Raw genomic sequence first — 15,260 nt, forward strand, 5'->3', positions numbered from 1 at the left:
GCACCTTAGGTAGTCGATTCAACGGGCGTGTTTCGTGGTGTTACGGGCGTGCTACGGCGTACGGAGGGGGCCTCCGCCACGCCTTGCTCCTCGGTGTTCGGGTCACTCGCGTTCAGCCAGTCGACGAGCCCGCAGACGACGTCCTTGCAACCACCGCACCCGGTGCTCGCACGGGTGCTGGCAGCGACCGCGTCCGCCGTCCGGGCGCCGCCCTCCCAGGCGGTGACGATGTCCTTCTTGGTGACGTTGCTGCACCGGCAGACGGTGGTGGCGCCGGGCATCAGCACCGGAGAGGTCGGTTCCTCAGCACGGGCCTCCGGCACCAGCAGGAGAAGCGGGTCGACCGGGAGCGGCGTCTGTCGGTCGTAGGCGAGCGTCAGGGCCGCGGAGACCTCCGGCGCACCGGTGCAGGTGACCCCGACGAGAGCACCTTCGCGGAGCACCAGGTCGACGTGCCGTCGGCCGCCGGGGTCGCTGACCGTGAGCACGCGGTCGTCGTCGAGGGCGGCCGACGCGCGCACGCCCATGGTGACCAGGTCGACGCCGGCAGCCTTGAGCTTCACGGTCGGCGAAGCGAGTGGGACAGCGGATTCGCGTCGTACCGGCGAGCCCGGCACGGAGGTGAGCTCGCCGACCAGCCGGTCCGCCTGAGCCCAACCCGGTGCCAGCAGACCGGTCATCCCGTCCGGCGACTGCGCGCAGTCACCGATCGCGTGGATGCGCGGGTCGTCGGTCGTCAGGCTCTCGTCGACCACCACCCCGCGCTCGACCACCAGGCCGGCCTGCGCGGCGAGGTCGGTGTTCGCGCGCACCCCGCAGGACACCAGCACCAGGTCGGCTGCCAGCACGGTGTCGTCGGTGAGCCGTACGGCTACCACCTCGCCGTACGCGCTGATCACCTCGGTGACGCTGGTGCGGGTGCGCACGTCGATGCCGAGATCGCGCAACCGGCCAGCCATCGCCCGCGCCGGGCCCTGGTCGAGCTGGGTCGCCATCAGGTGCCCGTCGAGGTCGACGACGGTGACCGGGACGCCGCGCCGACGCAGCCCGCACGCCGTCTCCAGACCGAGGATGCCGCCGCCGAGGACCACGGCGTGCTTGGCGTTCATCGCACGGGCGGCGACGTTGCGGCAGTCGTCGAGCGTGCGCAGCACGTGCACGTGCCTCGGGTCCGACTCGAGCCCGGCGATCGGGGGGACGAAGGCGCGGGCGCCGGTGGCCAGCACCAGGCGGTCGAAGGTGCGGCGGCTGCCGTCGGCGAGCAGCACCTCGCCGGCCTCGCGGTCGATCGCGGTCGCGCTGAGGCCACGCCAGAACGCCACCCGATCGGTGCCGGGGAGCGGCAGGCTCAGGGCCTTGAGGTCGGACCGCCCCGCCAGGACGTCGGAGAGCAGGATCCGGTTGTAGGGCTCGTACTCCTCCGCGCCGACCAGCTCGACGGCGTACCGGCCGGTGCGGTCGGCGCGGACCAGCTCGTCGACGAACCGGTGGCCGACCATGCCGGCCCCGACGACGACGATCCGCTCCTGTCGAGACGTCATACGAGTGCCCCTTCCACGTTCGACGGACCTGCCGCGACATCGATCGCCCGAGCGATCTGGACGGCACACACCTTGAACTCCGGCATCCCGGAGATCGGGTCGACCGCGTCGTTCGTCACGGCGTTCGCCATCCCGTCCCCGGGCCAGTGGAACGGCATGAAGACGGTGTCGGGACGGATCGACGTCACGATCCGGGCCGCCGCGGTCGCCGTCCCGCGGACCGAGGCGACCGTGACCTCGTCACCCTCCTCGATCCCGTAGCGCGCCGCCAGGTTCGGGTGCAGCTCGACGAACGGGGCAGGCGCGGAGCGAGCGAGCGCGGCGACGCGGCGGGTCTGCGCCCCGGACTGGTACTGCGCGAGCACCCGGCCCGTCACCAGGTAGACGGGAGCCTCGGGCCGCAGGTCGTCCTCGGGCGCCCCCGGAGTCACCGGGACCATCCGGGCCCGCCCGTCGACGTGGCCGAAACGCTCACCGAAGACGCGCGGCGTCCCCGTCGACCCGGCCGGCACCGGCCAGTGGTGGGCCGTGGTCTCCGCGTCGAGCACGGCGTGCGAGAGACCCGAGTAGTCCGCGGTCCCACCGGCACTCGCGCGGGCGAGCTCGTCGAAGACGACGGACGGCTCGGTGTCGAACGCGACCTCCGACCCCAGGGCCACGGCCAGGTCGGCCAGGATCTGCAGCTCGCTGCGCGCCGACCCCGGGGCGTCGAGCGCCTTGCGCCGGCGCAGCACACGGCCCTCCAGCGACGTCATGGTGCCCTCCTCCTCGGCCCACTGGGTGACCGGGAGGACGACGTCGGCGAGCAGGGCGGTTTCGCTCGGCACGAAGTCGCACACCACCAGCAGGTCGAGAGACTCCAGGCGACGACGTACGGCGAGCGCGTCGGGCGCGCTGACCACGACGTTGGAGCCGTGCACGAGCAAGCCGCGCACCTCGGTCCCCAGCTTGCCGAGCAGCTCGACGGCCGCGACGCCCTTGCCCGGCAGCGTCGCCGGGTCGACTCCCCAGACCTCTGCCACGTGCTCGCGGGCTGCACCGTCCTCGATCGAGCGGTAGCCGGGGAGCTGGTCGGCCTTCTGCCCGTGCTCGCGACCGCCCTGCCCGTTGCCCTGGCCGGTCAGGCACCCGTACCCGCTGGCGGGACGCCCGGGCAGGCCGAGCGCGAGCGCGAGGTTGATCGCGGCGGTGACCGTGTCGGTGCCGTCGGTGTGCTGCTCCGCACCCCGGCCGGTGATGATCATCGCGCCACGACCGCCCCGCGACGGCGACGCGGCAGCCAGGATCCGTACGGCGGTCCGCAACGTCTCCTCGGGCACCCCCGTCGTCGCCGCCACCCGTTCGGGCCACCAGAGCGCGACCGAGCGCCGGACCTCGTCCCAGCCGGAGGTCCGCGCGGCCAGGTAGTCCTCGTCGGCGACTCCCTCCGCGACGACCAGGTGCAGCAGGCCCAGCAGCAGTGCCTGGTCCGTTCCCGGCAGCGCCGCGAGGTGCAGGCCGGCACCGTCGCCGGTGAGGGCTGCCGTCGCCGAGCGGCGCGGGTCGACGACGAGCAGGCCACCGCGGTCGCGGACCCCGCGGAGGTGCTGGACCAGCGGGGGCATCGTGTCGGCCACGTTGCTGCCGAGAAGCAGGAGGGCGTCCGCGTCCGTGACGTCGGTCAGCGGGAACGGCAGGCCCCGGTCGATCCCGAAGGCGCGGTTGCCGGCCGCCGCGGCCGAGGACATGCAGAACCGGCCGTTGTAGTCGATGTGCCTGCTGCGCAGCACCGTGCGGGTGAACTTGCCCAGCTGGTAGGCCTTCTCGTTGGTCAGTCCACCCCCACCGAAGACCCCGATCGCGTCGCGCCCGTGCTCGGACTGCAGCGCGTCGATCCGGTCCGCGACGTACCGCAGCGCCGCCTGCCAGGTGACCGGCACCAGGACGCCGTCGGCGTTGCGCAGCAGCGGCTCGGTGATCCGGTCGGGCAGCGTGAGCACCTCTGCGCTCGTCCAGCCCTTCTGGCACAACCCGCCCTGGTTCGTCGCGAAGTCTCGCGGGGTGACGCTGACTCCCTCCGCGGAGGGAGTCAGCGTCATCGCGCACTGCAGCGCGCAGTAGGGGCAGTGCGTGTCGGTCACGGTCCGGGTCACGCTCAGACCTTCGCCTTGGCCATCTCCGAGGACGGCTTGAGGTAGAACGCCCAGGTGACGGCGAGGCAGACCAGGTAGAAGCACGCGAACACCACGAACGCGCTCTTGGTCGCGGCCACCGGGTCGGTGACCCACGGCGAGTTGAACGTGATCGGGATCAGGAACCCGCCCAGCGCGCCGACAGCACCCACGATGCCGAGCACCGCCGAGGACTCCTTGGTGGCCTTCGCGTCCGCGTCGACCCGGGGCTGGCTGCCCTCGGGACCGGCCGACCTCGCGTAGGTCTTCCAGATGGCCGGGATCATCCGGTACGCCGACCCGTTGCCGATACCGGTCGCCGCGAAGATGAACAGGAACGCGACCAGGAAGAACGGGAAGATCGCCGAGTTGTGGTCGACCGCCTCGACCACCGCCGGCGGGAAGCCCGGGAAGCTGGACGGGTCCTTGGTCCAGGCCGCGATCTTGGCCGGGTCGGGCGCCGGGACGGTGTCGAGCCGGGTGAGGCTGACGTAGACGGCGATGGTGCCGAGGATCATCGCGACGAACGCTCCGAAGGTGACCCGGGCGCCGCCGTACTTGTCGGCGAGCCAGCCACCGAACGGCCGCGCGATCGATCCGACCAGAGCTCCGAGGAACGCGTAGTAGGCGAAGTTGATCCCGATCGACTCGGTCGGGATCGGCGAGCGGAAGAAGTTGATCTTGATCAGCAGGGGCATCGCCGCGGAGTAGCCGATGAAGGAGCCGAACGTGCCGATGTAGAGGAACGCCATGATCCAGGTGTGCTTGTACCGGACCACCGCGAGCTGCTCACGGGGGCGGGAGTAGGCCGCCGAGAGGTTGTTCATGAACTTGTAGGCGCACGCCGCCGCCAGCAGGGCGAGCGCGGCGTACAGGTAGCCGGCGCGCTCGAGGACCAGCCCGCTCTGACTCGCCTTGACCAACCCGAAGGCGCCCGCGCCACCGACGATGATCGGCAGGAAGAACTGGATCACCGCGACGCCGGCGTTGCCGCCCGCCGCGTTCAGACCCAGCGCCGCACCCTTCTTCGCGGTCGGGTAGAAGAAGTTGATGCTCGCCATCGAGGAGGCGAAGTTCCCACCGCCGACGCCGGCGGTCATCGAGATCAGCAGGAACACCCAGAACGGGGTGTCGGGCCGCTGCACGAAGAAGGCGAAGAGCCCGGTCGGGATCACCAGCAGGAGCGCCGAGACGATCGTCCAGTTGCGGCCACCGAACCTGGGCACCGCGAAGGTGTACGGGAGCCGCAGCAGCGAGCCGACCAGGTTGGGCATCGCCACCAGCCAGAACAGCTGCTCCGGGGTGAACACGAACCCGGCCTTGCTCAGCAACGCCGCGCTCACGCTCCACAGCAGCCAGACGGAGAAGCCGAGGTGCTCGGCGAAGATCGAGAAGAGCAGGTTGCGCTGGGCGATCGGCTTGCCGGTCGTCTCCCAGAACTCCGGATCCTCCGGCTCCCAGTGGTCGATCCAGGACGTGCCCCGCGACGGCGCCGCAGGGGCGGTCGCGGCGGCGGCCGGCTTGTCGGTGACGGACATCGGTACTCCTCACGATCCCGGACCCGGAGGTGGATCCTGGAACCTGAGGTTCGCAGCGCGATGTTTCGGACCGAGGTCGCGATCGGTGTCTCGGATGTAAACCGTTTCTCGCAGCACCCTCCGGGGCGGTGTGAGAACTACGGACGCCTCACACGGGCCTTCCCGTCACGGTGAGGCGTCGGTAACACAGCCAGGCTCAGAACAGCGCGGAGGCCAGGTCGCGACGCGCCTTGATCACCCGCGGGTCGTCCCCGCCGACCGCACCGAAGAGACCGATCAGGTGCGTGCGCGCCTTGTCCCGGTCCGCGTCGGAGGTGCGCGCCACCAGGTTGATCAGGCGGACGAACGCGTCGTCCACGTGCCCGCCGAGCAGGTCGAGATCGGCGACCATCGTCTGCGCGTCCACGTCATCAGGGTTCTGCGCCGCAGCGGCCCGGGCGGCGTTCAGGTCGGCACCCTCCGTCCGCAGCAGCAGCTGGGCCATCGCCAGGCCGGCGGCGGCCTCGGCGTCGGCCGGGTTGGACGCGAGCAGCTTCTGGTACTCCGCGACCGCACCGGCGGCGTCGCCGCGCTCGAGCGCGTCCTGGGCCGGTGCGTACCGCGGGTCCAGCGTCTCCTCGCCGGTCTCGGCGTCCACCTCGCCGGAACGCGGCTGGTGCCGTCCGGCGAAACCGCTCGCCGTCAGCTGCTGGAGCACCTGGGTGATCGCGGTGCGCAGGTCCTCGACCGGGACGGCCCGGTCCACCAGCGGCACCGGGCGGCCCTGCGCGACCAGGACGACCAGCGGAACCGAGGGCACCTGCATCGCCTGGGCGATCTGCGGGGTGGCGTCGACGTCGATGCGCCCGAGCAGGAACCGCCCGTCGAACTCGTTGGAGAGCGCTTGGAGGTCATCGGCGAGCTGGACGCTCTCTGGGGAACGCGACGCCGCGTAGAACGCCAGGATGACCGGAGCGCTCATCGAGCTCTCCAGGACGGTCTGGAAGTTGGCCTCGTCGATCGCGAGCGTGTACGCCCCGCTGACGCCTGCTGAACCGGCCGGTGCACCCGGCGCGCCGGTCGGTGCCGAGGCGCCGAGGCCTGCGAGGTCGAAAGCACCGGGACGGGAGAACGGCTGCTGAGTCATACCCCTATTGTGCCGAACGGGCCATGTCGGCAGGGCGCGGGCCCGCCTGAGGAAAAACCGGTGGTTGAATCGCGAACTTTGCTCAGGTCCCCTCCCCGGCAGCCGATGAGAGTGACATGGCGGGGGCCAACGAGGGTGCGACGACGCCGACGGAGCGACGTCGGCGCCACGGGAGCGCCCGTGACCTGGGGTTCCGGTTGGCGTTCTGGAGCATCTCGTTCCTGGTCGCCGGGTACATCGGACGCGCGACCGTCATCGACGGACGCGGCCTGAGCCTGATCTGGCCCGCGATCGGCATCGCCGCGATGTGGCTCGGCACCGCCGAGCGCCGTACGCTGCCGGTCGACCTGGTCGTCCTCTCGGCCTGCATGATGCTGGTGAACCTGACCACCGGCGCCCCGCTCGTACCGGCAGCGCTCTTCCTGCTCACGAACCTGCTCCAGGTCGCCGTGTTCGTGGCCCTGGTCCGGCGCTGGATCCCGGACCTGTGGGGCTTCGGCGGCACAGGCCAGCTGCACCGGATCGTCGACCTCGCGAGGATCGCCGTCGCCGCCGCGATCTCGGGTGCGGCCAGCACGGCGTTCGCCATCCCTGCCATCAGTGTCGCGCTCGGTGCTCCCCATCCCGTTTCCGTCGCCGTCTGGTGGGGGCGCAACACGGTGGCGCTGGTCGTGATCTCGACGCTGATGATGCTGACCTGCCAGCCACTCGTCGCCAGCGGCAGCATCCGAGCAGCCGCCGAGGCGGTGCGCGAGGCGCTGTCCCCGCAGTCACCGGGCCGGCTCGCCGAGGTGTGCGGGCTGATCGGAGCCTCGGTGGCACTCTCGCTGCTGATCTTCGCCGACCGGACCGCCGAGCCGCTCGCGTTCCTGCTCCTGGTGACGTCGGTCTGGGCCGGGCTGCGGTTCGCCTCGCTGGCGGTGACCGTGCACGGCGTCGCCATGGGCGCGGTCGGGATGTTCTTCACGCTCGCCGACCGGGGCCCGTTCGCCGCCATCGACGATCTGCACTACCGCGCCCTGGTCGCCCAGGGCTTCGTGCTGATGACCGTCCTGACCGGCCTCGCGCTCGCGTTCAGCCGCGCGGAGCGTGACGCCGCCGCCCGCGAGCTGGTTCGTGCCCGGCGGGCGGCCGACGAGCGTGCCCAGCTGTTGAACGCGGTGCTCGAGTCGCTCAAGGAGGGCGTCGTCGTCGTGGAGAGCGACGGGCACGTGCTGGTGCACAACTCCGCGAGCCGCGACCTGGCCGGGCTCGTCGGTAGCGCGTCCGAGCAGGTGCGCCCGGCTTCGGAGTACGGGCTGTTCCACCCCAACGGACTGCCCCTGCGCGAGGACGAGATGGCGAACGCACGCGCTCTGGCCGGCGAGGTGGTCGAGCCCTTCGACCTGCACGTGCGGACCCCGTCCGTGCCGCAGGGAAGGATCCTCGAGGTCAGTGGCCGGCCGCTGCTCTCCGAGCCGGGCGCACCGCGCCGCGCGATGGTGAACCTGCGTGACGTCACCGTGGACCGTCAGCACCGCGACGCGCTCTCCTCGTTCGCCGGCGTCGTGGCCCACGACCTGGTCAACCCGCTGTCCATCGTGGACGGATGGACCGAAGCCCTGGCCGACGAGTTCCGGACCGGCTCGGTGTCCCCTGCCGTGGGGGCGCTGATGGTGGAGCGGATCCAGGACTCGACCCGGCACATGCGCGAGTTCATCGCCGACCTGATGTCGTACACGATCGCCCGCGACCAGTCCCTGCGCTCCGGGCCGGTGGACCTCACCGCGACGGTGCGCTCGCTGGCCGACCTGCGCACCTCCTCTCCCGCAGCGCCGGTGATCGCGGTGGCCGACGGACTGCAGGTCTGGGCCGACGCCGGTCTGGTGCGCCAGCTGCTCGACAACCTGATCGGCAACGCGGTCAAGTACGTCGCCCCGGGCGTCCGCCCCGTCGTCGAGGTGAGCGGTCAGACCGTCGGCGACTGGCTCGAGGTGCGCGTCGCCGACAACGGCATCGGCATCCCCGAGGCGCAGCGCGAAGCCGTCTTCGAGACCTTCCACCGAGCGCACGGCGAGGGCTACCACGGCACGGGGCTGGGTCTGGCGATCTGCCGGCGGATCGTGGACCGGCACGGCGGCAGCATCCACGTCGCCCCGGGAGCGCGTGGCACCGGGACGACGATCGTCTTCCGGCTGCCCCTGGTCGCCGCGGTCGAGGAGCAGCCGTTCGTGGGGAGCCAGGCGGCTCCGCCCGCCGACAGCTAGAAGCGGGCCGGCTCCCGGTACTCGCCCCACTCAGCGCGCAGCGCATCGCAGATCTCGCTGAGCGAGGCCTCGACGCGGCAGGCCTGCAGCATCGCCGGGATCATGTTCTCCCCGGTGCGCCCGACGGCGACCATCTCGGCGATGGCCGCGTCGACGACCGCCTGGTCGCGACCTGCCTTGCGGGCGCCCAGCTCGCGCACCTGCTCGACCTCGACCTCGTGGGAGACCCGGAGGATCTCGAGGTCGTGGGTGACCGAGTCGAGGTGCACGTTGACCCCGACGACCTTCTTGTCGCCCTTCTCCAGTGCCTTCTGGTACTGGAACGCCGCCTCGGCGATCTCGGAGGAGAACCACCCGTCCTCGATGCCGCGGAGCAGGCCCTTGGTGATCGGGTTCTCCCCCGCCGCGGTCGCCGCAGCCAGCCCGGCGTGGTCGGCCGCAGTCAGGTTCGAGCCGCCGAGCGACAGGATCTTGGTGAAGATCGCGTTCGCCTCGGCCTCGATCTTGTCGGTGAGCGCCTCGACGTACCAGGAGCCGCCGAGCGGGTCGGCGACATTGATGACCCCGGTCTCCTCCATGATCACCTGCTGGGTGCGCAGGGCGATCTCGGCGGCCTGCTCGGACGGGAGCGCCAGGGTCTCGTCGAGGGCGTTGGTGTGCAGCGAGTTGGTGCCGCCGAGGACGCCGGCAAGGGCCTCCACGGCGGTGCGGACCACGTTGTTGTACGGCTGCTGCGCGGTCAGCGAGACGCCCGCCGTCTGGGTGTGGAAGCGCATCCACTGCGCCTTGTCGGTCTTGGCGCCGTACACGTCGCGCATCCAGGTCGCCCAGATCCGACGGGCCGCGCGGAACTTGGCGATCTCCTCGAAGAAGTCGAGGTGGGAGTCGAAGAAGAAGCTCAGACCCGGACCGAACACGTCGACGTCGAGGCCGCGGGACAGACCGAGCTCGACGTACCCGAAACCGTCGGCGAGGGTGAACGCGAGCTCCTGCGCGGCCGTCGAGCCGGCCTCGCGGATGTGGTACCCGGAGACCGAGAGCGGCTTGTACGCAGGGATGTTCTCCGCGCAGTACTCCATCAGGTCGCCGATCAGGCGCAGGTGCGGCTCGGGGCCGAAGATCCACTCCTTCTGGGCGATGTACTCCTTGAAGATGTCGGTCTGCAGCGTGCCGTTGAGCTTACCGGTGTCGACACCCGCGCGCTCCGCGGCGACGAGCATCATGCAGAAGATCGGGACGGCCGGCCCGCTGATCGTCATCGAGGTGGTGACGTCGCCGAGGTTGATCCCGTCGAAGAGGACGTCCATGTCCGCGGCCGAGTCGATGGCCACGCCGCAATGCCCGACCTCGCCGAGCGAGCGCGGGTCGTCGGAGTCGCGGCCCATCAGGGTCGGCATGTCGAACGCGACGGAGAGGCCGCCGCCGCCGCGGCCGAGGATCATCTTGTAGCGCTCGTTGGTCTGCTTGGCGTTGCCGAAGCCGGCGAACTGCCGAATGGTCCAGGTGCGTCCGCGCTGCCCCGCCGCGTACAGACCACGGGTGAACGGGAACTCACCGGGCCACTCGGAGTCCTCGGTGCCGTACGCCGCCTCGACCTCCATGCCGGAGAGCGTGGTGAAGTCGGCCTCGCGCAGCCGGGACGCGGCGTACCGGTCCTGCCAGCGCTGCCGTGCGGACTTCTCGGTGCTCACAGAATCCTCCATGCCAAGATAGTAGGACACCCGACTAGTTTCGGGAAGCCGGCTGTCGGCAGCGTAGGGCCCAGTCCTTCACCGGGTCGGCGATTCGTCAGCGCAGGTCGCGGTAGACGACGTCCTCGGCGCTGCTGGTGTCGCCAGCGGCGACGTTCGTCGCCTCGGATGTCCACGCGACCAGACGCGCGTTGTCGGAGAACGTGGCGTCCTGGTTGTCGCCGTTCGACGACAACCCTTCGAAGGTGTCCCTGCGGCGGCTGACCAGCACGTTGCTGTTCGTGGCCGCCGTCCAGAGGAAGATGTCCTGGTCGCCATTGCCGTCGATCTGGGTCAGGTTCTCCGAGCGGGACGCGAAGACCATGTGGCTGCCGTCGGGAGCGAGGTCCGCCGGCCCGAAGGCACTGCTGTCACCCGCCTCCGTCTTGTCGTTCCACTGATGGCTGACGAGCGCGAACGCGCCGTTGCTCGTCTTCCGGACGAACATGTCCCAGGTCCCGTTGGCGTCGCCCGCACCGACGATGTCCGCGCAAGTCGAGTAGAAGGCCACCAGGGTGCCGCCGTTGGTGACGCCGACCGGGAACGACTGACCGCCCGTGCAGGTCGTCGTGCTGACCCGCTGCGTCGTCGCGGCCTGCACGTTGCGCAGGAACGCACTGTTCGTCTGGCCGGAAGCCCCGTCGATGACGTCGGAGGACGATGTGAACGCGACCCACTTCCCATCGGCGGAGATCCGCGGGTTGCTGCCGCCTCCGGCGTTGGTGGCGTTGTTCGACGGCTTCGAGAGCCGGCTCGCCGAGTCGGTCGCCTCGGTCCACAGAAAGATGTCAGCAGCGGAGTTGTCGTCGGTCTCCGAGGTCAGATCGGTCGCGGCACTGCTGTAGGCGATCCGCCTTCCGTCGGCGGACATCGATGGGCGAATGCTGTCGTTGTTGGACCCCGTCCCGCTGCTGTCGTGGCTGACCAGCCTCATCGCGCCTGTCACCCGGTCCCAGCGGAAGATGTCGCGGAACCCCGCGTTGAAGTCATTCGGGACGAGGTTGCTCGCGAACGAGGAAAACGCGACGAAGCGGCCGTCGGCGGAGATCGTCGGGTCGGCGCTCCCTCCGTTCGCCGTCGCCCCCGCGTGCCCACGGCTCACCAGGACCGTCTTCCGGGTGACCAGGTCGCGCAGGTAGATGTCGTCCCCGACGTGCGCGTCCGCAGGACCGAGGTTGCTCGCACTGGACACGAACGCCACGTAGCGTCCGTTGCCCGACATTGCGGAGTTCGCGCTCGGCTCGTTCCCGGCCACCCCCGCGGGCGTGGCACTGACCAGCCGCGTCCGGTCGCCCGGCTTCACGACCACGCCCGGACTGGTGAACTTCTTCTTCGACTTCTTCTTCGGCGCGTGCAGCCGGTAGACCGCCGTGCCGACGAAGCCGGCGCGCGCGAACGCCACCGACCCCGAGCCCGTCGAGTTCTTCGTCGCCACCGTGGTCCAGGCGCTGCCGTTCCTGCGCTGCAGCTGGACCGACCGTTTGCCGGTCGTCGGCAGCTTGCCGCTGATCGTGAACGACTCGTCGACGTACGGCGCCGGGCTGACTCGCGGCAGCGGCGTGACCGTGACCTTGCGGACCTTCGCCTTGTTCGAGCCCTTGGCGAACACGTGCACCCGGAACTTGGTCCTGCCCAGCTTGAGGGCCGAGGCGACGTTGACCTGCCGGGAGGCACCGAGCTTCTTCTTCGAGACCACCTTCCAGCGCGACCCGACCTTGCGCTCGAGCCAGATCTTCTGACCCTTCTTCCCGTTGCTGACCTTGACCGTCAGCACCAGGTTCACGCCAGAGGTCGGGACGCCCGAGATGCGTGTCACCTCGACCTTGCTGGCCGCAGCCTGGGCCGGAGCGAGCAGTCCGGAGACCGCCAGCAGGAGAGACAGAGCACCCACGAGAATTGCTCGACGCATCGCACCACCAGAGAACGGGGGTCGACCCCACAGCCGACCTCCCGGCCGAGGCTACGGCGGCGCTCGCGCGACTCGCTATGGACCGCGCGTCCAGACCGCCGGTCCAACCAAGACGTCCTAGAAGTCGCCTGCTGCTTCCCGCACCGGCCGCAGCAGCTCCGACATCCCGGTCAAGCTCGTGTCGTCCAGCGCCGCGAGACCGAAGCCGGCAGCGAGCAGGTCAGCCGTGGCGACCTCGACGAGCGCGCGACCGGCGTCGGTGATCTCGGCCAGGATCGCGCGCCGGTCCTCGGGGTGCGGGACCCGCCGTACCAGGCCGGCGGACTCGAGGCGGTCGACGATCGGGGTGACCGACGTCGGGTGCACCTGGAGGCGCTCCCCCATCTTGCCCAGCGGCAGCGAGCCCCGACGGGTGAAGGAGAGCAGCACCAGCGCCTCGTACCGGGCGAAGGTCAGGTCGTGCGGCTTGAGGATCGCGTCCAGGCGGGAGAGCACGAGCTGGTGCACGCGCATCAGCGAGGTGACCGCGTGCATCTGCGGTACGCCGTCCCAGCGAAGCCCCCACTGCCGGGCGGCTTCGTCGATCGGGTCGAAGTCGAGGCCCATGGACTTAGCCGGCCACCTTGCTGCTGTTCTCCTTGATGCTCGCGAAGATCGCCTTCATGTCGTCACCGATCCGGGCGAGCTCGATGTACGGCGCGCCTGCCGAGGTGCCGTCGACGTACGCGAAGTCCATCGCACCGCCCATCATGCTGCCCTGCTGGTGCACGCTCAGGCCGAGCTCGGCGACGCCGGCCAGAGCCGCGTCCATGTCCTCGACGTCGAAGCAGACGTGGTGCAGGCCGGGACCGTTCTTCTCCAGGAACTCGGAGTAGATCGACGTGCCCGTGACCGGCTGGATGACCTCGAGCTGCATGTCGCCGACGTAGACGATCGAGACGTGGATGGTGAAATCGGCGGGCTCGCCGCGCAGGGTGACCGCGTCGGGCGCGAAGTGGATGTCGTTCATCCGGGTCCAGCTCCCGGCACCAAAGCCGGTGGACAAGTACTTCTCGGTGGCGTCGATGTCCGCAGTGACCCAGGCGATCTGGGTGACCGGTCCCGACGCGATGCTTCCCGCAGCGCTGCCAACAGAGGTCATGGCGTCATCCAACCACGACGGGCACCGGTGTCCTCAGGAGCGCAGCCAGGCCTCGGTCTGCTCCCACAGCTGCTCCTCCACCGAGGCGTCCTGTGCGTCGGAGGAGGGCAGCGTGGGCGCGGACTTCTCGTAGTAGCCACCTCCGACCAGGTCGTCGGTGGTCACGACGTGCACGTTGGTCTGCGCACCCTGCTCGGGGGTGAGCAGGATCAGCTTCTCGATCGGGCGCGCGTACGAGCGCAGCTTCGCCAGGACCGGGCTGTTCGCCAGGCCGCCGTCGGCGATCTTGGTGAGCACCTTGCCCGGGTGCGCCGAGACGGCGCGCAGGCCTCGGTCGGCGTACGTGCGGTTCAGGCGGGCCGCGTCGTGGACCAGCGCCAGCTTGGTGGTGCCGTACGCCTTCCACGAGCTGTACGGCGTCACGCCGTCGAACAGGTAGGCGTTGGTGCCGCGCGCGTGCAGCTGCGAGACGACGTGCACGATGCGCGCGTCACCGGTCACCGACGCCTGCTCGAGCAGCGCCGGGAGCAGCAGGTCGGTGAGCTGCATGGTGCCGAGGTAGTTGGTGCGCCAGTGGATCTCGTAACCGTCGACCAGCTGTGGCTCGGTCCACTTCGCCCGCAGGTCGAGGTGGATGCCGGCGTTGTTGACGAGTACGTCCAGGCCCCCGTCGGTGCCCCGCACCCAGTCCGCGAACGCGCCGACCGAGCTGCGGTCCGACAGGTCCAACGGGTGCCAGGCGAACCCGTCGACCGGGGTCGAGCGGGTCGAGACCAGGACGTCGTGGCCGAGGTCGCGCAGGGCGACGGCGGTAGCGAGTCCGATCGAGTCAGGGCCGGCGCCGGTGACGACGACCTTCATCGGAGGGCGTCAGTCGGTGTAGAACGCGAGCAGCTCATCTGCCGCAGCGTAGGGGTCCGACGTACCTGCGACCACCTTCTCGGCCAGCGCGTCCAGCTCGGTGTGCGCGTGCACGTCGCCCCAGCGCTCGCGGAGCCGGGTCACGGCGATCGCCTCGATCTCCTCGCGCGCCCGACGGGTGCGTCGCGCGGCGAGCTCGCCGGAGGTGGTGAGGTGCTCGAGGTGCTTGTCGATCGCGACGACCACGTCGTCGACACCCTCGCCGGTCATCGCGACGGTCTTGAGGATCTCCGGGACCCACGCACCTTCGGGCCGCTGGGCCAGGCCGAGCATCCCGCGGAGCTCGCGGGCGACCGTGTTCGCGCCGTCGCGGTCGGCCTTGTTGATCACGTACAGGTCGCCGATCTCCAGGATGCCGGCCTTCGCCGCTTGGATGCCGTCACCCATCCCCGGCGCGAGCAGGACCAGGGTGGTGTCGGCCATCGAGGCGATCTCGACCTCGCTCTGGCCGACGCCGACGGTCTCCACGAGGATCACGTCGCACCCTGCGGCGTCCAGGACGCGCAACGCCTGGGGCGCTGCCCAGGACAGGCCGCCGAGGTGGCCGCGCGAGGCCATCGAGCGGATGTAGACCTCCGGGTCGAGCGCGTGGTCCTGCATCCGGATCCGGTCACCCAGGAGGGCTCCACCGGAGAACGGCGAGGACGGGTCGACCGCCAGGACGCCGACGCGCTTGCCGGCCTTGCGCAGGGCACCGACCAGGGCGCTGGTCGAGGTGGACTTGCCGACACCCGGGGAACCGGTGATGCCGATGATGTGGCCGCCGCCGTCGGATCGCGCTGCGCCTGCGTACGGAGCCAGTGCAGCCATCACCTCGCGCAGGGCGGGCGAGGCGTCCTCGACCAGGGAGATCAACCGGGCCACAGAACGAGCGTCCCCGGCCCTGGCCTTCTCGACCAGTCCGGGGACGTCGTTCGTACTTCTACGGCTCACGCGTCTCGACTCAGCTCGACGACCG

General features: G+C 70.4%; 11 protein-coding genes. 1 reads left to right on the forward strand and 10 read right to left on the reverse strand.

Going from position 1 to position 15,260, the window contains the following annotated elements; translation table 11 throughout:
* Positions 1-5: 5 nt before the first annotated feature.
* From ABIE44_RS03145 to ABIE44_RS03160, 4 genes are all read right to left on the reverse strand, one after another.
* The gene (locus tag ABIE44_RS03145) at positions 6-1,541 is read right to left on the reverse strand and encodes an FAD-dependent oxidoreductase (RefSeq protein WP_209722277.1); all 1,536 of its coding nucleotides are present in this window, start codon (positions 1,539-1,541) and stop codon (positions 6-8) included.
* Positions 1,538-3,673 (reverse strand): molybdopterin oxidoreductase family protein, encoded by a 2,136-nt coding sequence (locus ABIE44_RS03150; protein WP_354437803.1) that lies wholly within the window; start codon positions 3,671-3,673, stop codon positions 1,538-1,540. Before ABIE44_RS03150 ends, ABIE44_RS03145 begins: the two co-directional genes overlap by 4 nt.
* Positions 3,674-3,675: 2 nt before the next feature.
* Complete coding sequence (locus ABIE44_RS03155) at positions 3,676-5,229, reverse strand: MFS transporter (RefSeq protein ID WP_209722274.1); 1,554 nt, start codon at positions 5,227-5,229, stop codon at positions 3,676-3,678.
* Between the two features lie 196 nt (positions 5,230-5,425).
* Positions 5,426-6,355, reverse strand: a complete 930-nt coding sequence (locus tag ABIE44_RS03160; protein WP_209722272.1) for a co-chaperone YbbN — start codon at positions 6,353-6,355, stop codon at positions 5,426-5,428.
* Between the two features lie 116 nt (positions 6,356-6,471).
* Between ABIE44_RS03160 and ABIE44_RS03165 the strand changes: the two genes are divergently transcribed.
* Positions 6,472-8,601, forward strand: a complete 2,130-nt coding sequence (locus ABIE44_RS03165; protein ID WP_209722270.1) for a sensor histidine kinase — start codon at positions 6,472-6,474, stop codon at positions 8,599-8,601.
* On the opposite strand, the gene icmA is transcribed toward ABIE44_RS03165, so the two are convergent.
* The 6 genes from icmA to meaB all read right to left on the reverse strand — a co-directional run bounded on the left by icmA (position 8,598) and on the right by meaB (position 15,235).
* Positions 8,598-10,304 carry a coenzyme B12-dependent isobutyryl-CoA mutase large subunit gene (icmA, locus tag ABIE44_RS03170; RefSeq protein WP_209722269.1) on the reverse strand — a complete coding sequence of 569 codons (1,707 nt, stop codon included), beginning with the start codon at positions 10,302-10,304 and terminating at the stop codon, positions 8,598-8,600. The genes ABIE44_RS03165 and icmA overlap by 4 nt on opposite strands.
* Positions 10,305-10,389: 85 nt before the next feature.
* A complete protein-coding gene (locus tag ABIE44_RS03175) occupies positions 10,390-12,222 on the reverse strand; it encodes a TolB family protein (RefSeq protein ID WP_209722267.1) in 1,833 nt (610 codons plus the stop codon).
* Positions 12,223-12,357: 135 nt separating this feature from the next.
* Positions 12,358-12,846, reverse strand: a complete 489-nt coding sequence (locus ABIE44_RS03180) for a MarR family transcriptional regulator (RefSeq protein WP_209722265.1) — start codon at positions 12,844-12,846, stop codon at positions 12,358-12,360.
* 4 nt (positions 12,847-12,850) lie between these two features.
* Positions 12,851-13,381, reverse strand: a complete 531-nt coding sequence (locus tag ABIE44_RS03185) for a VOC family protein (protein ID WP_209722263.1) — start codon at positions 13,379-13,381, stop codon at positions 12,851-12,853.
* Positions 13,382-13,414: 33 nt separating this feature from the next.
* The gene (locus tag ABIE44_RS03190; RefSeq protein WP_209722260.1) at positions 13,415-14,242 is read right to left on the reverse strand and encodes an SDR family NAD(P)-dependent oxidoreductase; all 828 of its coding nucleotides are present in this window, start codon (positions 14,240-14,242) and stop codon (positions 13,415-13,417) included.
* A gap of 9 nt (positions 14,243-14,251) precedes the next feature.
* Positions 14,252-15,235, reverse strand: a complete 984-nt coding sequence (gene meaB, locus ABIE44_RS03195; protein ID WP_209722257.1) for a methylmalonyl Co-A mutase-associated GTPase MeaB — start codon at positions 15,233-15,235, stop codon at positions 14,252-14,254.
* Between the last annotated feature and the right edge of the window lie 25 nt (positions 15,236-15,260).

The organism is Marmoricola sp. OAE513 (assembly GCF_040546585.1).
In the GTDB taxonomy this organism is placed as follows: Bacteria; Actinomycetota; Actinomycetes; order Propionibacteriales; family Nocardioidaceae; genus Marmoricola.

Coding starts and splice junctions, on each gene's coding strand:
- ABIE44_RS03185 (WP_209722263.1), bottom strand. CDS start 13,381: ATGACCTCTGTTGGCAGCGCTGCGGGAAGCATCGCGTCGGGACCGGTC.
- icmA (WP_209722269.1), bottom strand. CDS start 10,304: ATGGAGGATTCTGTGAGCACCGAGAAGTCCGCACGGCAGCGCTGGCAG.
- ABIE44_RS03145 (WP_209722277.1), bottom strand. CDS start 1,541: ATGACGTCTCGACAGGAGCGGATCGTCGTCGTCGGGGCCGGCATGGTC.
- ABIE44_RS03165 (WP_209722270.1), top strand. CDS start 6,472: ATGGCGGGGGCCAACGAGGGTGCGACGACGCCGACGGAGCGACGTCGG.
- ABIE44_RS03190 (WP_209722260.1), bottom strand. CDS start 14,242: ATGAAGGTCGTCGTCACCGGCGCCGGCCCTGACTCGATCGGACTCGCT.
- ABIE44_RS03160 (WP_209722272.1), bottom strand. CDS start 6,355: ATGACTCAGCAGCCGTTCTCCCGTCCCGGTGCTTTCGACCTCGCAGGC.
- ABIE44_RS03155 (WP_209722274.1), bottom strand. CDS start 5,229: ATGTCCGTCACCGACAAGCCGGCCGCCGCCGCGACCGCCCCTGCGGCG.
- ABIE44_RS03180 (WP_209722265.1), bottom strand. CDS start 12,846: ATGGGCCTCGACTTCGACCCGATCGACGAAGCCGCCCGGCAGTGGGGG.